Source organism: Sorangium sp. So ce185 (assembly GCF_051526825.1).
Taxonomy (GTDB): Bacteria; Myxococcota_A; Polyangia; order Polyangiales; family Polyangiaceae; genus Sorangium; species Sorangium cellulosum_D.
Genome location: NZ_CP150316.1, coordinates 1,851,274 through 1,873,058 on the forward strand (window position 1 = coordinate 1,851,274; position 21,785 = coordinate 1,873,058).

The 21,785-nt window shown below is 67.7% G+C and carries 17 protein-coding genes and 1 pseudogene; 3 read left to right on the forward strand and 15 right to left on the reverse strand.

Annotated elements, in window-relative coordinates:
• Nucleotides 1–845: 845 nt before the first annotated feature.
• From WMF26_RS06760 to WMF26_RS06795, 8 genes are all read right to left on the reverse strand, one after another.
• Nucleotides 846–1,400 carry a hypothetical protein gene (locus tag WMF26_RS06760; protein WP_437999641.1) on the reverse strand — a complete coding sequence of 185 codons (555 nt, stop codon included), beginning with the start codon at nt 1,398–1,400 and terminating at the stop codon, nt 846–848.
• 290 nt (nt 1,401–1,690) lie between these two features.
• Complete coding sequence (locus WMF26_RS06765) at nt 1,691–2,251, reverse strand: amidohydrolase family protein (RefSeq protein WP_437999642.1); 561 nt, start codon at nt 2,249–2,251, stop codon at nt 1,691–1,693.
• An 8-nt stretch (nt 2,252–2,259) separates the two neighbouring features.
• Nucleotides 2,260–3,084 carry a CAP domain-containing protein gene (locus WMF26_RS06770; RefSeq protein WP_437999643.1) on the reverse strand — a complete coding sequence of 275 codons (825 nt, stop codon included), beginning with the start codon at nt 3,082–3,084 and terminating at the stop codon, nt 2,260–2,262.
• Nucleotides 3,085–3,484: 400 nt separating this feature from the next.
• Nucleotides 3,485–4,591 (reverse strand): BPSS1187 family protein, encoded by a 1,107-nt coding sequence (locus WMF26_RS06775; protein ID WP_437999644.1) that lies wholly within the window; start codon nt 4,589–4,591, stop codon nt 3,485–3,487.
• 343 nt (nt 4,592–4,934) lie between these two features.
• Nucleotides 4,935–5,945 (reverse strand): SGNH/GDSL hydrolase family protein, encoded by a 1,011-nt coding sequence (locus WMF26_RS06780; protein ID WP_437999645.1) that lies wholly within the window; start codon nt 5,943–5,945, stop codon nt 4,935–4,937.
• Nucleotides 5,946–6,214: 269 nt separating this feature from the next.
• Complete coding sequence (locus tag WMF26_RS06785; protein WP_437999646.1) at nt 6,215–7,315, reverse strand: alpha/beta hydrolase family esterase; 1,101 nt, start codon at nt 7,313–7,315, stop codon at nt 6,215–6,217.
• 106 nt (nt 7,316–7,421) lie between these two features.
• Complete coding sequence (locus tag WMF26_RS06790; RefSeq protein WP_437999647.1) at nt 7,422–8,291, reverse strand: SDR family NAD(P)-dependent oxidoreductase; 870 nt, start codon at nt 8,289–8,291, stop codon at nt 7,422–7,424.
• Between the two features lie 107 nt (nt 8,292–8,398).
• On the reverse strand, nt 8,399–9,133 hold the full coding sequence (locus WMF26_RS06795) for an SDR family NAD(P)-dependent oxidoreductase (protein WP_437999648.1): 735 nt from the start codon (nt 9,131–9,133) through the stop codon (nt 8,399–8,401).
• 70 nt (nt 9,134–9,203) lie between these two features.
• Here WMF26_RS06795 and WMF26_RS06800 point away from each other — a divergent pair, with 70 nt between their 5' ends.
• Nucleotides 9,204–10,124 (forward strand): AraC family transcriptional regulator, encoded by a 921-nt coding sequence (locus WMF26_RS06800; RefSeq protein WP_437999649.1) that lies wholly within the window; start codon nt 9,204–9,206, stop codon nt 10,122–10,124.
• Nucleotides 10,125–10,400: 276 nt separating this feature from the next.
• Here the strand turns inward: WMF26_RS06800 and WMF26_RS06805 are convergent.
• A pseudogene (locus tag WMF26_RS06805) lies at nt 10,401–10,571 on the reverse strand (sigma 54-interacting transcriptional regulator); the annotation flags it as partial.
• A gap of 527 nt (nt 10,572–11,098) precedes the next feature.
• Between WMF26_RS06805 and dctP the strand changes: the two are divergent.
• Nucleotides 11,099–12,097, forward strand: a complete 999-nt coding sequence (gene dctP, locus WMF26_RS06810; RefSeq protein WP_437999650.1) for a TRAP transporter substrate-binding protein DctP — start codon at nt 11,099–11,101, stop codon at nt 12,095–12,097.
• A 244-nt stretch (nt 12,098–12,341) separates the two neighbouring features.
• Here the strand turns inward: dctP and WMF26_RS06815 are convergent, their stop codons facing one another.
• The 4 genes from WMF26_RS06815 to WMF26_RS06830 all read right to left on the reverse strand — a co-directional run bounded on the left by WMF26_RS06815 (nt 12,342) and on the right by WMF26_RS06830 (nt 16,669).
• On the reverse strand, nt 12,342–12,542 hold the full coding sequence (locus WMF26_RS06815) for a hypothetical protein (protein ID WP_437999651.1): 201 nt from the start codon (nt 12,540–12,542) through the stop codon (nt 12,342–12,344).
• 32 nt (nt 12,543–12,574) lie between these two features.
• On the reverse strand, nt 12,575–13,009 hold the full coding sequence (locus WMF26_RS06820) for an IS3 family transposase (protein WP_438002383.1): 435 nt from the start codon (nt 13,007–13,009) through the stop codon (nt 12,575–12,577).
• A 290-nt stretch (nt 13,010–13,299) separates the two neighbouring features.
• Nucleotides 13,300–14,559 (reverse strand): lipase family protein, encoded by a 1,260-nt coding sequence (locus WMF26_RS06825; protein WP_437999652.1) that lies wholly within the window; start codon nt 14,557–14,559, stop codon nt 13,300–13,302.
• Between the two features lie 1,954 nt (nt 14,560–16,513).
• Nucleotides 16,514–16,669: a hypothetical protein gene (locus tag WMF26_RS06830; protein WP_437945322.1), complete on the reverse strand. Its 156-nt coding sequence runs from the start codon at nt 16,667–16,669 to the stop codon at nt 16,514–16,516.
• A gap of 474 nt (nt 16,670–17,143) precedes the next feature.
• Here WMF26_RS06830 and WMF26_RS06835 point away from each other — a divergent pair, with 474 nt between their 5' ends.
• A complete protein-coding gene (locus WMF26_RS06835) occupies nt 17,144–19,102 on the forward strand; it encodes a multicopper oxidase family protein (protein ID WP_437945323.1) in 1,959 nt (652 codons plus the stop codon).
• 263 nt (nt 19,103–19,365) lie between these two features.
• Here the strand turns inward: WMF26_RS06835 and WMF26_RS06840 are convergent, their stop codons facing one another.
• Together WMF26_RS06840 and WMF26_RS06845 are read right to left on the reverse strand one after the other, a co-directional pair.
• Nucleotides 19,366–20,136: a 2OG-Fe(II) oxygenase gene (locus tag WMF26_RS06840; RefSeq protein WP_437999653.1), complete on the reverse strand. Its 771-nt coding sequence runs from the start codon at nt 20,134–20,136 to the stop codon at nt 19,366–19,368.
• Nucleotides 20,133–21,392 carry an ATP-grasp domain-containing protein gene (locus tag WMF26_RS06845; protein WP_437999654.1) on the reverse strand — a complete coding sequence of 420 codons (1,260 nt, stop codon included), beginning with the start codon at nt 21,390–21,392 and terminating at the stop codon, nt 20,133–20,135. Before WMF26_RS06845 ends, WMF26_RS06840 begins: the two co-directional genes overlap by 4 nt.
• Nucleotides 21,393–21,785 lie beyond the last annotated feature (393 nt).

The window sequence follows — 21,785 nt, forward strand, 5'->3', positions numbered from 1 at the left end:
GGCGAAGGGGACCGGATCGCGCTCGACCTCGACCTGGGTTTCGACTTGCAAGGCGAAACGGTCCAAATTCGGAGGGTGATCGACGTGACCGCCGGCAACCCCAGCGTTTTGGCCGAGGCGCGAACGCCGGTCGCCGAAGGCAGGGGGGGCACGGCGATCGTCGTCGCCCACGTCCTCCGCAGGCCCGACGATCTCGGGCGGGTGGCTTGCCTCCGGGGTTGTGAGGACCGGAGGTGGGCGATGGTGGAGCAGCTTTCGTTCGAGCGCGAGTTGTTCGCGCTGCTGGAGCAGGAAGACGAGCGGATCGCGGTGCAGGTCGCGGCCGGGGGGGCTCGGTGTGTCAAGGCCCGCTTTACCGCAGCGACGACGACCGCAAACCTCGCGGAGGGCGGCTCGCCCCTGGGGCAGAGGGGTCGGTGCGCCGGTTCAGCTTGTGCTGCGGGCGCGAGGGGTGCCGGCGCGAACGGTGCGCCGGTGGCTCGGGTGGTGGCAGGGCCCGTTCGTGTCGACCGAGGTCTGGGTCGCTGTCCGCGCGCGGCTCATCGACCTGGGGGCGGAGGCGTCGCCAGCGCCGCTCCTCGACGGCTCGCCGGCCCATCCGAGCAGCGCATCCGGAGCATGCTGGTGCTGCTCGCGCCCTCTCCCCCCACGGGCAAAGCCCGTGGGGCTTTAGTCCCGGGAGAGGGCTCGCGCCCTCTCCCCCCACGGGCAAAGCCCGTGGGACCCCCCATACCCCGGACCGCTATGGCCGTCTGTCGGCGGGCTGCTGCTGCGGTCGGACGCTTTGGGCGTCTGAGGGCCTAGGGGGAGGGGAGGGACAGCGTCGCGGCCTCGGGCCTCGGGCCTCAGTCGGCGCTCCTGTATACCGTCACGTAGGGATCCCAGGAGATCGGCGGGCCGTAAGGCTTGCCCGCTTTGTAGACCTGGACGTAGAAGGTATAGGCGAGCTTCTGGCTCTGCGTCTCGTCGCGGCCCAGCGCCGTGGTGCACTGGATGTAGGGGCGATAGATGCCCTGCGTGCTGGTGCCGATGTTCGTGTCAGGCGTGATGGTCTCCGGGGTTGCGTAGAAGGGGGCATTCCCGGAGCCATTGTCGCACCCCCATTCGGTGAGATACTTGCTGGCGTCACCCTGGGGGGGGGTTGCCTGGGCGTTCGCCGCCCAGAGGTGGAACTTCGTGATGAGCGTGTGGTAGAGCTTGAGCTCGCCGTTCTCGAAGGTCGCGGCCTGGAGCGGCTCCACGCGCCACCGCAGGTTCGATTCGGCCGGAACTTTCACCCAGAGCTCGTTCGTGCCCTGCGAGCCCGCCTGGACGATGCCTGTATCGGCAGCATACATCTGCACCGTCTGGTTATTGACGTCGATGAGGATGAGGATGTCGTACGTGTCGCTGTCAGCCATGTCGTTGCTCTCTTCCTTCCGCTCGTGCTCGTCACCCTCATTTCGCTTCGATTGCGATGAGGGCGACGGTTGATGCTGCCGGCTTCGCGATGGCAGTTCCCATCCGTGTGCGCGGCAGCGCTCTCACTTCGTCGAGGACCCACTGCACCGCGCGTGCCAGGTGAAAAGACCCTCGGCGGCAGGCCAAAGCCGGCCGCCGGCGCTCCGGCGGTCCTGGGCCTGCGTCCCGAGGAGAAGCTGCGCTTCCCGGGGAGAAGCAGCGCCTCTTCCGCCGTCCAGAGGTGCCGACCCTACGCGCCACGCCCTGCTCTGGCGTCCATCCCCATCAGCCCGCGCGGGCTATCCCAGAGGATCGCCCGCAGCGCCTCGTCCCCGAGCACGCCTCGCAGGGCCATCATCTCGTCGACCATCCCGGTGCCATGGTCGAGGTGGGGGAAGTCGGTCCCGAACACCATCCGTGGCGCGCCGATCTCCGTCACCACGCGGTCGAGCATCGCCTCGCCGGGCTCGAGCGCGATCCAGCACTGCCGCCGGAAGTACTCCGACGGCGGCCGGCGCACCCGGCCGCGCACCTCGCCGCGCATCTGCGCGCACTCGACGTGATCGAGCCGCCAGAGCCAGTATGGGAGAAAGCCGCACCCCGCCTCGAGCAGGCCCACCCGCAGCGTCGGGTGGGCCTCGAGGACGCCGCCCTCGATGAGTGAGAGCAGCGCCATCATCGCCTCCATCGGGTGAGAGCACGCGTGCTGGCCGAAGCGCGTCTTGAAGTACAGGCCCCTGGAGAAGGCGCCGATCGGCACCAACCCGTCGCGGGGCAGGACGCCGCCCTCGATCTCGAGCGCGGGGCCCACCCGCGCTCTCAGCGCGTGAAGTTTTGGACGGCCCAGACTTTGCCGCTGCTCGTCGTGTAGAAGCCGCAGGCGACTTGGGTGACGGAGTCGTCGGTCATGTTGATGAAGTGGCCGTGCATTTCGTAGCAGTCGCCGGTGCAGTCTGCGGTGGGTGGCGGGCCTTCGTCCCACATCTGTTGCATGCACAGGCCGATGACTTGCTTGTTGGAGGAGTAGCCAGGGCAGGAGTTTTGCGAGCCGCCGGGCTCACAGATTTTTGCTCGGATGCCGGCGTGAGCCATGTTGTGATCGGCGTCGTATTTCGCCATCTCGTTGGCGCAGGCTTCGCCGTCCTTGCGGCGCTTGAGCGCCGGCAGGCAAGCGCACTGCGTGAGGAACTGGTTGATGCGATCGACGCAGTCTTGCGCGAGGTCGCCGGTGCTCGGCGGTGGGTCCAGCTTGCAGGCGAGGTTCTTGACGCAGGCCTCGCCGCCGCCGGTTCCGCCGCTCGCTCCGCCGGCTCCGCCGCTCGCCCCGCCGGCTCCGCCACTCGCTTCGCCAGCTCCTGCCGACGCTCCGCCGCTCGCTGTGCCCGCGCTTCCCGAGGAGCCGCCGGCTGGCTCGCCGCCCGTCGACGCTCCGCCCATCGCGGCTCCTCCTGTCGTTGCGCCGCCATTCGTCGCATTGCCGCCGGCGCTCGTCGCGCCTCCGTTTGGTTGGGTGACGCCGCCAGTGCCGCTCGTGCCCGGGGCGCCCGCGGCGGCGCCCCCTGCGCCTCCCGAGCCGCCGGGCTCGTCCGGCGAGCTGGAGCAGGCGAATGTGAACGCGAGCACGCTGAAGGAAGCGATACGCATACCTGCAACTGTGGAGCTGCTGCGACTGACCGATCAAGTAAAAAGAAGGATGACGCGAGGCGTTCGAAAATTCCGCTGCGTTTGGACGAGATTCGCTTCCAACCGCTCGCTTCGTTACGGACAGCTCTTGATGTCGACCGACGCCGCGTGGGTCCACGCCACGCAGAGTCCAGATTGCGACGAGCGGTTCACGGTAAAGTCTGGTGAACGGCGTATCTTGCCCTGCCGCACAGCTCATGTCGGCCAAGGTTCGCGCCTTCTTGGAGTTCGTCGTCGCGCTGACGCGCGCGTAGCGTCGGGATCGTCGGCGCTGCGCGGCTCTTGACTGAGCAGCGGAGTGCATGGGCCGGCGAGCGCTAACGGGTGCTCGCGGCAGCCTCACTCGACGGGAAGTGCGACATCACGGCAGCGGCAAGCCGAACATCGTCTCGCAGACGGCGACGTGCGCGGCGCAATTGCCGGCGGCTCCGTGGTCGCCGTCCTTGAGCGCGAGCCGGTGCGACCCGCCGTACGGCGGCGCCGCGCCCGGGACGTCCACCTCGACGAGCTCGCCGGGCAGGCCGATGAGGTCGAACGCCTTGAGGTGATCCGGGTGCTGCTCATCGCGCTCGCCGGTCAATCCGAACATGCGATCCACGGGCGTCGCCGACGGCTCCGAGAGCCAGGTGGCGCTCACCGGGTTCGTGTCGCGCGGCCCGGCGAGCGACACCACCCGGTCGAGCCGGACGACCTTGCCGATGCGGGCGGCCGAGCTCGCGCCGTGCGAGTGGCCGCTGAAGATGATGACCGACCAGCGCGGGCTCCCGTCGTCTTCGAGGAAGTAGCCCCAGTCGCCTCGCGGGTGGACCTCTTTCAGGTGCGCGAGCGCCCTCGCCAGCCGCGCTTCGATGCTGTCGGCCCTTGCCACCTCGATGAGCGCGGTGTGGTCCTGACCGTCGAACGCCTCAAGCCGCGCGTCGCCGAACGTGTCCGGATCATTTTGAACGATGTTGTAGTCGTTCTTGTAGGCGACCGCGAACGCGTGAAAGCCGCGCGCGGCGACGAAGCGGGTGAGGTCGAGCGGGCCGGGAGGCTGGCTGCTCCCCGACAGCGTGACGACGAGCTTGCCCGCGAACCGCGCGACCCGAGTGTCGAGGAGCGCCACCTGCTCCAGGTCGCGGTCGGAGACCTCTGGATCGAGCTCGCTGGGCTTGAACCGGATCTCGCTGAGCTCGGGCGAGCTCGTGTCCACGTGCAACTCGCGCGGCGCGCCGCCCGCGCCGCCCGCGCCGCCCGCGCCGTTCGCGCCGCCCGCGCCGTTCGCGCCGCCCGCGCCGCCCGCGCCGTTCGCGCCGCCCGCAGAGTCACCGACTCCGGAGGTCGCGGCGGCGCCGCCGGTCCCGGTAGTCGCGGTGCCCGTGGCTGCTCCGCCGCCAGCGCCCGGGGGGTCGCCGTCGCTCGACGAGCCGCCGCACGCCACGCACCCGAGCGCCCACCAGGCGCAAACGATCCACGCCGTGAGCCGCATGCTCGAAACGTTACCAGATCATCGCCGGCGCCACGCGGTGGACGAGCCGGATCTCCCGATTCTCTCGGTCGCGCAGCGCGGTGCGGGCGCGCGTGGCCGTCATTTTCCCGCGCGGGTAGAAGGCTGCCGGTCCGGCGGCGCGGGCACGCTCGAAATTGCGAGCCAGCACTCCGCGGGACCGTCGTCGAACCGGCAGCCGCCCGTCCCTCCGGACGCGACCGTGCCCCCTTCCGGCACGCAGCTGCCCGCCGGCAGGCAGACGCCGCCCGCCATCGCGCATCCCGCGGCCTCGAAGGCGCGGCGCCTCCCTCGAGCTCCTCGGGCGGGAGGAGCGACCGCGCCGTCAGAGCAGAGGCTGCAACGCCGCGTACCACTGCTCGCCCAGCAGCACGTAGCCCTGGAGGTTGGGGTGCCACTGATCTTCGAGCAACGTGGCCTTGTTCGGATTGAAGGGCGTGTACATGTCGACGGAGATGATGTGTCGGCCTGCGTCCGCGCGGGCCTTCACCACCGCCGGAATGGCGTCGTCGTAGGTCTTGATGCGCGCGCTGAGCGCGGTGTCGTCGCCCTTGCTCGCATCGCCGCGCGACGGGACGGGCGCGGCCACCACGATGAGAACATCGGGGAGCTGCGCGTAGATGCTGTCAATCAACGCGCCCAGACGCTTGGGGGCGTTGGGCATGTCGTAATTGTCGATTGCGTCGTTGGTTCCAATCATCAAGAGCACGATGTCGGGCTTGTATTGCGGCATGACGGTCGACACCAGCGTCGAAATGCCGCTCCTTCCGCCGGCGGGGGCGATCGTCCAGCCGCTGTGGCCCTCGTGGTTGTGCGGGAACGCCACGCCGCCAACGGTGTTCGGTCCGTTCGATCCCGAACCGACGAACGTGATGTTCTTGCCCGCCGCGTGCGCGAGCCGGAACAGCTCGACGCGATAGCCGCCCGGCGTGTCCCCGTTGTATCCGTCGGTGATAGAGTCGCCGAACGGCATGATCTTGCATGCCGTACCGTCGGTCGGGCAGGGCCGATAGGTCGAGCCCGCGCTGCCGCCGGCGCCACCCTGCGCGCCCGAGTCGCCGCCGCTACCGCCGGCCGCCGCGCCGCCGCTACCGCCGGCCGCCGCGCCGCCGCCATCCCCGCCACCGCCCGTTCCCGCGAGCGATCCACCGGTGCCGGCCGCAGAGGTCGTTCCGCCGGTGCTCGCGGCAGCGCTGTCCGTGCCGCCGCCGTCGCTCGTTCCGCCTGCGCCGCCGCCCGCTTCGCCCGCTCCGCCGGCGCCCGCGCTGCCGCCGCTGCAGCCGAGAGCGATGACGACGAGCCCGGCCACGACCGGCCAAGATGTGATCGGCTTCATGCCGGAGGATGGTAATGCCGAAGGCTACGGCGTTGTCAACTGAAACGACGGCAGCCGGAATCGACGATCGGGCAGCCTATGGCGATCTCACGGCGCGACGCCGGTCGCCCATCCGGTGCCCCGCATCGAGAACTGCAGCTCAACGGCGCCGACGGCGACGTGTGCCTCGTAGAGGCCGCCGACTCCGCCGCCAACTGCGAGCTTTGACGGCGTCGCCCGGCGACCGCCTCCCCATCGTCGTTGCGCCCGACGCAGCCCTCGACTCGAAATCAGAATTGCGTGATGAATTTCCACGCCTCGGGGGCGTTCCAGCTCGTCGATTGCCCGGGGTCCTTCGGCTCCCAGCCGTGCGGGCCGTCGAACACGCAGTACTTGGTGGGGTGACCTGCGGAGCAGCCCTTGTACTCGGTACACGTGTGGGGCTGGCCAGCTGCCGGGAAGGTGGTCGCCGACGGCTCCTCCATGCAGCCGTTGACCTTCGCGAACTCGGCTTGTTTGACGCGACCGCTGGTCGGCTGGGGGGGGCCGCTGCTGTCACCGCTGGCTTGCGACGCGTAGTAGGCGATCGGCTTGGTCAACGTCGCCGTGCAGGAGCCCGTGAGATCTGCCCCCGAGAAGAAGGCGACGCCTCGGAACACGTCCGCGCGGGTGCAGGCGAGAGCCAACGACATCGCTCCCCCGAAGCTGAAGCCGGTGGCGAAGATCCGAGTTTTGTCGATGCAGAGATCTCCCTCGAGCTCCTCCAGGATCGCGTCCGTCAGCTCCACGTCCGACTTGCTCCAGGAACCGGCGCCGTTCGCGGCGTCCGGCGCGACGAAGATGGTGGTAGCTCCAGCGTCGAGCGTCGCCATCGTGAAGTAGTTCCGGTTCGCCACCGACATGGCGGAGGAGCCGGACTCCGCGAAGGCGAACACGAGCCGATACGGCTTGTCCTTGTCGTAATCGCTCGGCACGCGAAGGATGTACTTGCGAGAGGCGCCGCCGAACGAGATGTCGATCGTGCCGTTTTGCAGAGTCTTCGCTTTGCCGCAGCCAGCGCTCTTGACCGCGTCCGTCTCGGTCGCGCCGCCTGCGCTGCCGCCGCTGCCGCCGCTGCCGCCCGCGCCGCCGCTGGCACCGCCGGGATCGGAGCCACCCGACGCGGCGCCGGCGTCGCCTGCGGCCGCTCCGCCCGCGCCCGCGGAGCCGGGCTGGCCACCGCTCGGGGTGCTGCCCGCGCTCGCGGCGTTACCACCGGCGCCCGCCTGCTCTTGGCCGCCCGCGCCTGCGACCCCCGGTTCTTCCGACGGAGGGGTGCTGCTCGACGAACAAGCAACACCCGAGAATGAGAACAGGGCGAGGACCAGGGAGGAGCAACGGGCGCTTGTCATCGGTAACTCCGCGCGCGCGAACGGCGCGACTGGGACTCGACCCTAGCTCATGGCCTCCCGACCAGCAATGGATTGAGGCGCGCCGGTTCAGTTGTGAAGCAACAGCTCAAAATTGGCGCGTCACCATACCGGCCGCGACCGTATCGTTCGGCGCGTAGGTAAAAGAGGCCGGGCGCGTAGGTAGAAGAAGCCGGAGCGCAGCGCGAAGAAGCGTAACGCAGTAAACCGAAAGGGTGGGACCGCGAGCGTCGTGATGGCTCGGTCCTGGGTCGAAAGAGCGTGGTCCGGGCGGCGCCGAGCGCGCTACGGGGGCGCATCGGCGTGCCGAGGGCACACGTGTCCGTCCGGGCGTTGGTCTGGCCCGGGAGGCGCGGCGCGAGACGCTATACGGCGTCACCGAGCGCCTTGGGGCGCACGACGGTGCTCTTCCAGTACGGTGGCCGCCGCGTGGACGCTGCGAGAGCGTGCTGGAACATCGGTCGGCTCGCCGAGCGCGGAGAGGAAACGGACGAAGCGCACAGCGGCTTGTCGTACGCGACCGCGCACCCGCCGGGCAATCGCCCATGGCGGCGCCATGGCGGAGCGGCGGGCCGGGGGCGGCGTAACCGCGCGCGTCGCGCGCGATCTCCTTGGGCGCTGGCGGCGCGGCGCAGTTGATGAGAACGTGAAGCGGCCGATCCGACGCGAGCCAGCGCTCCGCGAATCCGTCGATCGACTTCGGATCGATCAAATCGAGCTGGCTCACTTCGACGCGTTCGATCCCGGCGACCGCGCTGGCAGCGCGGCCCGGATCGCGCGCGCCCACGGTCACGGACGCGCCGGCCTTCGCGAGCGCGCGCGTCGTCTCGAGGCCGAGGCCGGCGTGACCGCCGGTGACGATGACGTTCTTGCCGCTGAGGTCGATGCCCCGGAGAACGTCGTCGGCGGTGGATGCTGCGCTGAAGCCGCTGCCGATCGGATGTTGCTTGTTCGTCATGCCGCTCTTCTATCGCCTGTCGCGAAAGACCGATTGGAAGGAACGGACATTTCAGGACTTCGCTGTTCTTCCGCGTGCACGAGGGCCGTCACCCCCTCGCCCTGTCCTCAGCCCTGCGCCGTAGGCCACACAACGACGCTGCCGACATTGACCTCGGGCGGCTGCTCGATCGCGAAGGCAATGGCGCGGGCGATCGAGTCCGCCGGGATCGCGACTGAATCGGCGGTCGACCGGATCGCGCTCCGCGACGCCTCGTCGGTGATCGTGTCCGCGAGGTCCGTCGCGATCATGCCGGGAGAGATCTCGGTGACGCGCAGGTTCGGCCCGGACTCCTGGCGCAGCGCCTCTGTGATCGTGCGGACCGCGTTCTTGGTGGCGCCGTAGACGCCCATCGTGGGCACGACCTTGAGGCCGGCGACGGAAATGACATTGACGATGTGGCCGCTCTTCTGCCGACCGAAGACGGGCAGCGCGGCGGCAATGCCGTAAAGAACGCCCTTGAGGTTCACGTCGATCATTGCGTCCCAATCATGGACGTGCAGCGCGTCGAAGCGCGAGATCGGGGCGATGCCCGCGTTGTTGACGAGGACGTCGAGCCGTCCAAACCGGTCGCAGGCGAAGTCCACCAGCGCCTGAAGGTCCGCTCGCTTGGTGACGTCGGTGATCCGATAAATCGCACGCCCCCCGGCCGCCTCGATCTCTCCCGCCGCCGCCGCGATCTCCGCCTCGCGCCGGGCGCCGATCACGATCCGCGCGCCGCGCGAGGCCAGAAGAATCGCTGTGGCCCGGCCAATCCCTCTGCCGCCGCCCGTGATCGCGACGACCTTGCCCTCGATGGTCATGAGATGCCTCCTGGGTTGTGTTCGAATAAGGCTAGTCGGGCGAGGCCGGCCGGTCCATGATTGTTCGGCCATGATTTTGTCGCGATCGTCCAGAGAGACGCTGGATCCATTTTCCCATGTGCTGTCGGCCCTGGGCGTGCGCAGCGTCAGGTCCACGCGGTTCGAGGCGTCGGGCGACTGGGCGCTCGCCTTTCCCGGCAAGGCGAGGCTGAAGTTCGTCGCCCTCCTGCGCGGGCGGTGCTGGATGCTCCTGCCCGACCACCCGCCGGAGGCGCTGACCGAGGGCGACGTGTTCCTGATCGGCGATACTCCCTATACGGTAGCGAGCGACCCTGCGATCGAGCCTGTGGACGGCGCGCCGCTCTACGCGCAGCCGGACCATGACGTCTTGCGCCTGGGCGACGGCCTCCAGACAGGGCTTCTGGGCGGGAGCGTCGACTTCGCCGATGGCGATGCGGCCTTCATCCTGGAGGCGCTGCCCGCGTTCCTCCGGGTCGATCGTGCCTCGCCCGGGGCGGGAGCCGTCGCGCGGACGTTGGCGTGCCTGGAGGCGGAGATCGGCGAGGACCGGCCGGGGGCCCCGCTCATCACCGACCGCCTGGCGGAAATCCTCCTGGTCGAGGCGATCCGCGCTTATATCGCGATGGGTGCCGAGGCTCGCGTCAGCTGGATCGGCGCCCTGGCAGATCGGCAGGTCGGCGCGGCGCTCCGGCTCATGCATAGCGAGGTGGCCGAGCCCTGGACGGTGGCCAGGCTGGCAGCGCGTGTCGGCATGTCGCGCTCCGCCTTCTCGGCCCGCTTCGTGGCGCGCGTTGGCCGGCCGCCGCTCGATTATCTCACTCATTGGCGCATGGTGCTGGCGCGACGATTGCTGAGCGAAGGGCGGGACCCCATCGCGAGCGTGGCGGCCGAGGTCGGCTATAGCTCGCAGAGCGCCTTCGCCCATGCGTTCAAGCGCACGTTCGGATATCCGCCACGGAGCGTCGGTTGAGGAGCGCGCTGCTTCCTGGCGAGCACACCACCGGAGACGTTGTGATCCTTGTGGAGGTAGAGCATGCGGTTGGCACGTTCATAGGTAATCCGTGCAAACGCGGCGCTGCATGCGTGGTCCCGGTCGCAGGATTTCTCGGACCTCGCCAGGTCGGTGATCGAGCGCGGCGCCTCGTCGGCCCGCTGCGCTGCCGGGGAGCGGCGGCACCCAGCCCGCGGCTCAGGCCCAGCTTCTCCGTAGTCGTCAGGTAGGCATCGGGATCGGGCTTGGTCCGGCGGGCAGGACGTTGATCTGGTAGTACAGGTCCTCGCGGAAGCGCCCCGAGCGCACGTCCGCGTGCAGGTCGGCGTTCGTCCGGACGAGGAAGCGCACGTCTGCGCGTTGCTCGCTCGCGTCCTCGCCGAGCGGGCGGAAGCGGCGCTCCTCCAGCACGCGGAGCAGGCCCGCCGCCGACGTGGACGTCGATCGAGATCGAGCAGCGGTGCTCCGCGACCCATCGCCACACGTTGGCGGACGTGATGTAGCCGGTGCCCTCCACGCGGGCGCCGCTCGGGTCCTCGACGCGACCAGCATCGTGCGGGCGGCGCGGGAGCTGCTGGCCGTGCCGTGACGGCCCTCCGGCGATTCGATCCGGCGCTGCGGCGGAATGTCCATGCGCATACGCTGGCGCTGGATGGGCCTCGAACCCTCGATCTCGTACTCGATCGGATATGAGGTGTGCGAGGAACAGGGGCAGCGCGCCGGGGCGACGTAGGGGCACTGCGAGCCACTATCTTAACTTCTGAATTTTCGTCACGCGAGCGAGCTCGCACAGGGCGATCACGTCAACTCGGCCCGGCCATGAGACTGGAGCGAATGAATTTCTTTGACATTCACAAGGGCTTTAGGATTTGCTACCCGCCCCAGGGCGATCCGGAGCGCCGAGCAGAAGGCCGCGACATCGGGTCGCATCGTCCTGCATGGAGGCAATCGCAATGAAGCTGCAGAAGGTGATGGCGTTCCTCGGCGCCTTGGCGTTCGTGGCCGGGTTCGGGTTGGCGCGCGAAGCACGCGCCGCCGAGGCGATCAAGATCGGCACGCTGGCGCCCAAGTCCAGCACGTGGGGCAAGGTCTTTACGATTTGGGAAAAGGCCGTCAAAGAGAAGAGCTCGGGCAGGCTCGAGCTCCAGTTCTTCTACAACGGAACGCAGGGCGATGAAGACGCGATGATCGCCAAGATCAAGGGCGGCCAGCTCCACGGCGCGGCCGTCACCGGCGTCGGCCTCGGCAAGGTTTACAAGCCGATCCTCGCGCTGCAGATGCCGGGCCTGTTCACGAGCTGGAGCAAGCTCGACGAGGCCCGTGACGCCCTCAAGACGGACTTCGAGAAGGGCGCGAAGGATGCGGGCTTTTTCATCTCTGGATGGTTCGACGTCGGCCTCGTGCGCACCATGTCGAAGGGCTTCGCGATCAAGGTGCCCGGCAACCTCAAGGGCAAGAAGCCGCACTACATCCGCGCCGACGCCATCCTCCCCGTGCTCTACTCCACGATCGGCGGCGTCTCCGGCGTGCCGCTCAACGTGCCCGAGGTCCTGCCGAACCTGAACACCGGCGCGGTCAATGTCGTCAGCGCGCCGTGCCTCGCCGCCGAGCAGCTCCAGTGGGCTGGCAAGCTCGACAACATCAACGACGCCGTGATCGCGACCGCGATCGGCGCGGTCGTGTTCTCGAGCAAGACCATCGACGCGCTCCCGGCCGACCTCAAGGCCATCCTGACCGACACCGGCAAGGTGGCCGTGAGCGCCCTCACCACCCAGGTCCGCAGCGAGGACGACGCCGCCTGCAGCCGCCTCAAGGCGAAGATGACGGTCACCACGCCGTCGGCCGACGACAAGACCAAGTGGGAGGCCGTCTTCAAGCAGACCCGGCAGAAGCTCGGCCAGGGCACCTTCTCGCCGGATCTCGTGAAGAAGGTCGAAGGCTACGCGAAGTAGCCTTCGAGCGGTCGGTTGCTGCGCGCCACTTTCGCATCAACCTGGGCCGAATGCCCATGCGCATACGCTGGCGCTGGATGAAGTGGTTGTGCCGCGCGAGGAGTTGGCTGGAGACAGCCTGTCCTCTCTGCGCGTGCCGGCGCTCGACGGATGGCGAGGTGCATGACGTCGCGCGCGCGCAGCTCGATTCGTATGACTTACAGATCGAGGTCGACGGAGCGAGAGCGAGCCTCGAGGGCCTCGATCACTTGATGACGAACTCGATCGGAAAACGGTCGCTCTCCGCCCTCATCTCGTCCCCGTTCAATTTGAATCTCTCGTCCACATACACGGTGCGAGCCTGCGCGGCATTCACCCGCATCTCGTCGCCTGCCACGACGACTCGATCGTAAGCGCAATTTTGCTTACCGACGGTGGTGTCGGGGTCGTCCCCGATGAGCCACAAGTGATCCTCCCCCGCTTCCTCGGACAGTCTCACTATGCCGCGCGCGCGGCCACGTAGGTCTTCAATTCGAACTCGATCGGGCTCATGTAGGCGAGCCGTGAGTGCCGGCGTTTCAGGTTGTAGAAGTTGTCGATGTAGTCTCTGACCGAGGCGGTGGCGGCCGCTCGCGTCGGGTAGCGCTCGTACTCGACCAGCTCCGCCTGCGGCGGCGGGACGCTGGCCGCGAGGCGGCACAAGAGCGAGAGCGGATCCATGTCCACAAGGGCAGTCCACACGAGCTCGGTGCCGTCTTCGTGATAAGCCCCGTCGAGGAAGACCACGTGCAGATGCGGATTGAGCCGCATGTCGCCGGACGTGCGTTGCACGACGGTCACCGCGCCGCTCTTGACCGCGCCGCACGCGCCTCGGCGCGCGGCGCGCTCTTCGTAGAACCGCTCCACGCTCTCGACGAAGATGCGGGTCAGCACGCCGAACAACGCCCCGTCCTGGGCGAGCCTGCGCCGCCAGCGTGTGTCCGAGCTGCGATGCTCGCCGGATGTGCAATACGGCGGCGCACATAACGGACCGCGTGCTCCCAGCGGTGCCCGTGCGGCAATGGGTGCTCTCGCTACCCTTCTTAGCTCTGTCACCTGACCGCGGCTTTGTTGAGCCAGGTGACCACACCGATCGCGCTTTACAGTCTGTTTGGTCCGGCGATGGAACATCAGGGGGAGGAAGCATCGCGCCCGCGCGGGCGTTGACTGGCGGACCGAGCGGCTTAGTCGAACTTGAACTGGGTGGCGGCGCTTTGATCCGAGGCGCCGGCGCAGTTGATCACGCGCACGTCGGCGACGGCGCCCCCGATGCCAAACGGTGCCTTACATGTGATGGTCTTATCGTCTTTGACCGTGACATCGGTCGCGTCCCCGAACCCGATCAAGAAGTAGAACCTCACCTTGCAGTCCTGGGAGAAGTTCTTGCCGGTGATGGTCAGCAGGTCGTTCATGTGCCCGTTGTTCGGGCTCACGCTGGTCGCCACCGGCGGGTTGGGGAGCTGCTGCTGCTCGGAGAGCCCGAGGAGCTCGAGGTAGGTGTTGGCCCCGTGCTGGTACGCCATCTCTTCCTTCCAATAGGCGTCGGCCATCGCCTCGTCATTTCTGAGAACGTGGCGGGAATCAGTAAAATAAATAGATAGATTCGTGTTGAGCGGCGGCTGCTGGGCCACCTGCGTATACTGGGAATGTGTGCCCACCCCGTTAGCCTTGTCTATTGCGCTCTGAATCTGCTGTTTCATGTCCTTGCTGGCGGCGAGCCCCGGCAGGGGATAGAAAGTATCCCGGACCGTCTCCAGCGCGGCCCAAGCGTGGGGGACGACGTCGTATGCGTTCCAGACGCAAACGGGCGCAGGCTGCTGGTTGTTGAACGAGGTGGCAAACTTGCTGTCACCCGCGCTCGGCGCGGCGAAGGTGTAGCACTGCACGGTGCAACCATAGCCGTTCAGCTGGTCCCGAAGGTAGAGGCTAAACATGGTGGCCATGGCTCCGCCGAGGCTATGGCCGACGACATATACAGTCTGTGGACCGGAACTTTCCTTCACGAATCCCTGGAGCGTCGACGCCAGATTCGTATCGTTCGTGATCGCGGCGAATGCGACATTGGATCCATGGGACACCTTGCCATACTGCGCGCCGCCGAGGAAGTCCTCCGGAGTCGCCACGTCATAGTCTTCCATGAAGTTGAAGAGGTTGACTGTGCCGCGAAATACCACCGCGAACGCGGAGGCCGCGGCGTTCTGCGCGATGTAGGCCATGTTGAACCCGAAACCCGACTGCTGCACCCACTTCAACGTCCACTGGCCGGCGGTGGCCAGCGACGTCATCGCCAGCTGCGTTTCGATGCCCTTCTGGATGCGCGCAGTCTGCTGGTCGGGCAATTCGCCCGGGAGCGTATTCTGCGCCGTCGACGCCAGACCAGCCAATGTCATCATCACCTGCTGCTTCACGTCGGTCCCTACTCCCGCGTTCTCCTGCTGTACCATGGCTTCTCCTCCTTGAGCGCTATGTCCAATCACGACTGACTCCCGGGTGGGGTCAGGCGGGCGAAAGGTGTCAGTCTCGATGAGAGATGACAATCGTTGGTTTCCTCTCGAATGTGTGCTGGTGGGCTTGTCCCTTTCGGACATGGTGCAGGGGCGAGCCTCATGCCGCGCTGCCGTGCCGTCGTCGGATGGCAAAGGGATGGCAAAGCTCGTGCCGCTGGGCTACGTGGGCGTAGACCGAGGCAGTAAAGTGATGCGCAAGCACCCGCGCTCGTTCAAGGCAGGGGGCGGCGGAGCGGAGGCTTGCGTCCCTGCATGCAGCGCCGCGTCTCCCGCAGACGCAGGCTCCAGGAGAGGACGGCCACCTCGACGGCGTCGTCAGCGTCATCCTCGCCTCGCCGCACGACCACGGCGTGGACGGCGCCTCGATGATCGACGCCGGCGAGGCCGCGCGGTCGCAGGCCTCGCACCAGGCCGTCTGCGGCGCCGCTCGGCGTACGGCGGCCATGTCGAGGGCTCGCGGACGGCTCGATCATCGCCACGCTGGACCAGGCGCGCCACGGCGCCGCGACCGACCTCGCCGTGCAGGCGGCGCGGTGCGCGCTGCGGCTCAAGGAGCGCTGGCCGGAGGCGCGGGTCGCCCTGGCCAGCGGGCGCAGCGTGCTCCGCGGGCACCTCCCGCTCGGCGAGGCCGCCGACCGCGCGGGCCGCCTGGTGCACGCCGGCGCCGGCGTCACCGGGCGCGTAGGTAAACGAAGCCGGATCGCAGCGCGAAGAAGTGTAGCGCAGCAAACTGAAAGGGTGGAACCGCGAGCGTCGTGATGGCTCGGTCCTGGGTCGAAAGAGCGTGGTCCGGGCGGCGCCGAGCGCGCTACGGGGCGCATCGGCGTGCCGTGGGCACACGTGTCCGTCCGTGCGTTGGTCTGGCCAGGGAGGCGCGTCGCGAGACGCTATGCGGCGTCACCGGGCGCCTTGCGGCGCACAACGGTGCTTTTCCAGTACGGTGGCCGCCGCGTGGACGCTGGAGAGCGTGCTGGAACATCGGTCGGCTCGCCGAGCGCGGAGAGGAAGCAGGCGATGTTCCGGGGCTCGGTGACCATGGCGACGAGCTTCACCGCCCCTTGCGAGCTGGGCACTGGCCGGCCACCCAGCGCAACCACGTCGTAGCACGGCGCGCCGAGCGCATCTGGGGTGCCGGACCGGCCGCGTGCATCTTCAGAAGAGGCGCTGCGTCTCCAGGTGACGCACGCAGCCCCGGTCGCTGCCGGCTGCCGGCAGGCCCCTGCCCGCCCACGCACGCCGCCGCGCCGATCGCCACGTCGGCGGCTCGTGGGAGAGACGGTTCGAGCGCCTGGCATGCGAGCTGCACCCGGCAGGGCAGCGGGTCGAGATGACGCGGCTCTACAAACGGCTCGAGGCACCGCCGGCGAGGGACGTGACCTCTGCGTTTCTCGCCGCGGAGCAGGCAACCTTCATGAGCAAGTAGATCAGGAGTGCACCATGCAGGTGCAACACAACCCGTCCCCAGGTCTTCCATCGGACGCGCATGGGACGACATGCAAGTGAGCATTCGCATGTCATACGTCATCCGCAGCACGCGGGACAGGCGCTACGTCGTTGGTGTGCCAGCGACATTCAATGATGGTGACCCTGTCCAGCTTCTGCTGGAGCGTGCCGAAGACCGAGAACATCGTCATCTCCGTCTCCGCCAAGTAGCACCTGCAGGGCGGCGCAACGCGTAGGTAAATTAAGCCGGATCGCAGCGCGAGGAAGTGTAGCGCAGCAAACCGAAAGAGTGGGACCGCGAGCGTCGTGATGGCTCGGTCCTGGGTCGAAAGAGCGTGGTCCGGGCGGCGCCGAGCGCGCTACGGGGCGCATCGGCGTGCCGTGGGCACACGTGTCCGTCCGGGCGTTGGTCTGGCCCGGGAGGCGCGTCGCGAGACGTTATGCGGCGTCACCGGGCGCCTTGCAGCGCACAACGGTGCTCTTCCAGTACGGCGGCCGCCGCGTCGGCGCTGGGAGAGCGAGCTGGAACATCGGTCGGCTCGCCGAGCGCGGAGAGGAAGCGGGCGATGTTCCTTGGCTCGGTCACCATGGCGACGAGCTTCATCCGCCCCTTGCAAGCTGGGCACTCGAGCACATCGATCGCAAATGTGCGGCGCAAGAGCTCGGCGCAGTTTGTCGATCGCCCGACAGCCGCCACGCTTGCGTTTCGAAGCGGCGTCTTCGTCCGCCTTCGTAGGCTCTTGTGGCTTCGCAGGGCGCGGTCCGATGCGCTTGCGCGCCAACGTGGGCGACTTGCCGAGGCGAGCACGCCAGCGTACTTGACGGTGTGAAAGCGCGGCGGCGGGACGCTGGCCGCGAGGCGGCACAAGAGCGAGAGCGAATCCATGTCCACAAGGGCAGTCCCGTCAGCGCCAAGTAAAATGTTAGTTTCAAGCGAAGTCATCCGCGAGCACGGCGGGGGATTGCGGGACCGTGCTCGTCGATGACGAACGCGACGCGCTGCCAGGGCGCGCGCGCTCGCACACGTCCTTTTCACGAAAGGTCACAGGAGATTCTTCTCATGAGCAACAACGGAAACATGCGTGACACGCGTTCGTCCGGTCTCGCGCTTTCGATCGACCGGCGCAACTTCTTGAGGCTCGGCGCCACGGTGAGCGCGGGTCTCTTCCTACCCGAGGTCCTCGGCTGCGGCTCCGATCCCGTGAGCCCCGGGACGGTCACGCCGCCGAACCCCGAGATCCAGAAGCCCGCCTGGGTCCGCTCCAAGGACGGCGTGCTCGATATCGAGATCACCATCACCGAGACGGATGTGACGGTGGGCGCATACACGTTCAAGACCCGCGCCTATACGGGCCTGACGGTCAACAAGGGCACGGCGAGCTTCACGGGCACCTACACGGGCAAGCTGCCCGGCCCGACCCTCGAGGTCAGCCCCGGGGACACGATCATCATGAAGCTCATGAACAAGCTCCCCAGCGACAACCTCAACGTGGATCCCACCGATTGCGGCATCGCGAACGCGAGCGGCTCGAGCACCACCGGCGGCGATTCGCACCACGTCCCCGGGTTCTCCAACAACACCACGAACATGCACGTCCACGGGCTGCACGTCGATCCCGGGCCGCCCGGAGACGACGTCCTGCTCGAGATCGCTCCGGGCGAATCGTACGATTTCGTCTTCAAGATCCCCAAGGATCTCCCCATGCCGGACGGGACCGTGGCCAATCACCCCGCCGGGACGTACTGGTATCACCCGCACGTGCACCGCTCCACGGCGATCCAGGTCATGGGCGGCATGGCCGGGGCCATTCTCATCCGCGACCCGGCGAACGACGACCTCGACGCCCTCTTCGCGCCCGAGCCGCAGGCGGGTCAGGGCAAGGAGCAGCTCCTCGTCATCGGGGAGTTCATGCTCCAGACGCTGGATACGTGCCCCGGCGCGCCCCGCCTCGCGACGTACAACGAGATCGTCACCGACGCGGACGGGACGACCGATTTCTTCACCGTCAATGGCCAGGTCAACCCGATCATCCGCATGCGCCCGAGCGAGGTGCAGCGCTATCGCCTGATCCACGCCGGCTTCCACCTGCCGCTCGACGTCGCCTTCGTCCGCGTGCCTGACGATCAGGTGGACTCTGCGACGAAGCTGCCGAAGGCAGGGTACACGCCGTTCAGCTACGCCTGCCCGGCGAATAAGCATTTCGACAGCAAGCAGGACCCCGGCTTCCTGGCAGCGCAGAACGCTCTGCGCGCGCAGTCGGTCCCCTACGTGCAGGTCGCCACCGACGGGGTCACCTACCCCAAACCGATATCGATGCCCATGGCCGATGCGGTCTCGGAGGTCGAGTACCTCATCGGGCCGGGGAACCGGGTGGACATCCTCGCCCAGTTCCAGAAGGGCACCTATCAGATGGTGACCCTCGGCTATGATCTCGGCTTCGCTTGCTCCGAGCCGCAGGTCCTCGGCACGATCATCGTCGATGGGGAGCCGGACACCAGCATCGAGATCCCGGCGACGATGAAGACGCCCGCGCTCTACCCGGGCTTCGACGACACGATGAAGCCCGGCAACATGGTCTCGAAGAAGCGCTCGCTCGAGTTCAAGGTGGTGGTCGACAAGGGCGCCACGGGCACCTCGGGCTACCATTTCACGATCGACGGGAAGGAGTTCTGCGAGGGCCGGGTCGATCAGTGCATGGCGACGGGCGCCACCGAGGAGTGGACCGTGAACAACATCCAGAAGAGCGCCTCGCTGCACCCCTTCCACATCCACGTGAACTCGTTCCTGGTGACGTCGCTCAACGGCAAGCCGCCCGCGTATCCCATCTGGCGCGACACGCTGCTCCTGCCCAGGGACGGCTACGACATGGACGGGTTCGGCGGGACGTTCACGTTCCTCTCGCGCTTCCTGCACTTCGAAGGCGCGTACGTGCTGCATTGCCACATGTTGCAGCACGAGGACCTCGGCATGATGCAGCTCATCGACGTGGAAAAGGACGGCATCTGCACGCCGCCCTCGAACATGACCTGCCCCTGAGCCTTCCCCGCCGACACCTCGTCCTCGCTGGTGACCCGGAGCCCCTGCGCGCCTCCGGTAACCCGACCTCCGCCACCACCGATTCGCCTCCCGTGCGACATCTTGACGCACGGTCTCTGCCGCTCGGCGTATTAGTGCTGCGCTCCGCCATAACCTGGAAGGGAGAAGGTGTGCTTCGGCAGAGCGACCGGCGCTCCGGCGGGCGTGAGTTTTCGGTCATGAGCGCAGCGTGCGGGGATGGAGCGGTTGCCTGCTATGCAAGTTCATGCTCCGGCGTGGGGCGCATCCGAGGGTGCTCGAGCGTCGACCCCCGCAGCCTCGTCGATGAAGGCCTGGTTGCACGTGAAGTCTCGGGTCTCGAGGAAGCCGGCGATGGTCGAGCGACGGGTGGTGCCGGTAACCGGCTCGACCTCGTGGGGCAACAGCGTGGGGCTGAGCGAGAAGATCAAAAGTTCGTTGGCCCGCGGGCGGAGCTCGCCGAGCATGCGGGGCTGGCCATCGCCCCCTTCGGGAGCCGCGTACAGGCGCAGCCGCCCTCCCTCGCCCTCGGCCAGGCTGGAAAGCGAGATGGTAAATGCGTATTTGCCGAGGCCACGATCGTCATGGAGGCTGAGAAAGTCGCCATCCTGAAAAATCGTCACGTACACATCGCTGATTCGCACGACCTCCTCCCCGACGATCGCCGAAAGCTGGGCGAGGGTCGCCGCCGAGCTCATGTGTCGCTGCACCTCCTGATGAAACGCCGACGTGCGCTGGGGTTCCCACTTGGAGTAGGCGAACTCGCCTCGTTTGTAGGCGGCCTCGACGCGACGCCGCCGCTCGACGATGTTTTCGTTGCTGCGGATCTTGGCCGTGCCGTCGTTGGTCGTGTAGCTCCACTCGCCATCGGGTCCGGGGAGCTCGGCTCGCTCGCAGTGGCGACGCCAGCGCTCGAGTAGCTCGACCGCTAAAAAATTGTGGGTCGTCAGTAAGCGCGCGCTCCTCTCGGGGCGCTGGAGCGGCTCATCTACCGGCCAGACGCGCGTGGCAGTCATCGTCGCTCTTCCTTCAGCCCGAACACGTCGGCTGCCTCGAGCGCGCGAATGGCCTCGTAGTCAGCTCTGACGACGGCTTCATCCTGGTGGCTGAGCACGACCAGGGCGGGGATGGACTGTTGATCGATGCACGGTCGCAGCGCATCGCCGAGCCCCGGCTTCCATATGTAATCGCTGAAGCTCACCAGCGACTCGATGCGCGAAAGGCCGGCCAGCGAGTTCACGGTTCCGGCCTCGAGCGCCGCCACGGCGACGAACCACACGTGTTTGCTCATGGTCATCGGCGCCTCGAAGCGCCGCAAGAAGCCCTGGGGATCACAGAGGCGCTGTGCGTAGGCGCTCGCGTGGCTGTGCCCGAGGGCGGCCTCGATTTCGGCGCAGGAGCCGGTCCCGGCCCCGGCGAGCCGGGCGTTGATCTCGATCAGCATGGGCCCCTGAGCCGTCAGCATGATCTCGCCGAGGACCGGACCCGTCTTGACGTGCAGCGCGTCCAGGCATCGGCGCGAGTAGTGGTACAGCTCTCGCCATGACTCGTGCTGGGCCGGTGAGATCAAGCGAAAGCAGTCGTAAATGGCTCCCCCCAGCGGGCCGGTTCTCTTGGCGAATTCGAACACAGCCACCAGCACGTGGTGGCCGTCGAGGCTGACGGTATGTGTCGCGTAGGCCCGCCCCGAGGCGAATTGCTGCACCGCCAGCTTATCGTTGATCTGTCCGCAGATGTTCCTTTCGCCGAGCAGCGCGCGACAGGCACGCTCGACATCGGCCGGCCCGTGACAGAACGACACCCCATCGGAGCCCGAGCTGTTGATGGGTTTGACGACCACGGGCCACGAGCCGATGCGAGCCGCGCTCTCGAGCCCCTCGGCCACTGTCGTCGCCGCAAAGGTCAGCGGAGCGGGCACGCCCGCGGCGGCGAGGGCCTCCGCGGCGAAATGCTTATCGAGGTAGAGCCGCCGGCCGATCTCCCCGTTCGCTGGTAGGCCCAGCGCCTCGCTCAGCACGTCCGCGAGCCAGATGCTCTCGTGAGCGCCGACGGCCACGAAGGCTGGCGCGAATTCTTCGCGCAGCCGCGCCGCGAGGCCGTCGACGTCACCCGTGAAGACCAGGGCCTCTCGCCACTGCCCCGCCCGGTGAGCGGACAGGTAATCGCGAGGAATCTCACGCATGCTTTGGACGTGCACGCACTCGTAACCAAAGCGCCGAAGCGCGCGCGGCAGGGCTGCGGCTCCAGAGTAGCCGTCGATGAGGATCCCCATCCGTTGGCCCATGATTCGGATTCGTCCCTCCGGGTCCGCCATTTACCCTAGAATGGTCAACAGTCTCGAGAAGCGCGGACTCCTACGTCGACAGGTGCGGAGACGGTGGGAAATCGAACCAGACGGGGCGCCGGTAGTCAATAGACTCTTTGCAGCGCTCGCTGACGGGTCGAGCGCGTGGCTCGTTCCCGTCCCGAAAGTCGCATCTCCGAATAAGGCGACCGCACCGGCCACGTCGACACGTCACCGGAAAGCTACGGCGCCGCCGAAGGGCGCCTCTCAGGCGCTGGAACCCGCAGGGGCGACGTCGCGGACGCCTCGCTGGCGTGATGCCCCCCGCCTCGCCCGCGGCCTCTCCTCGCCTCGGGGCGGCGGCGCGGGACGCCCGGTGCC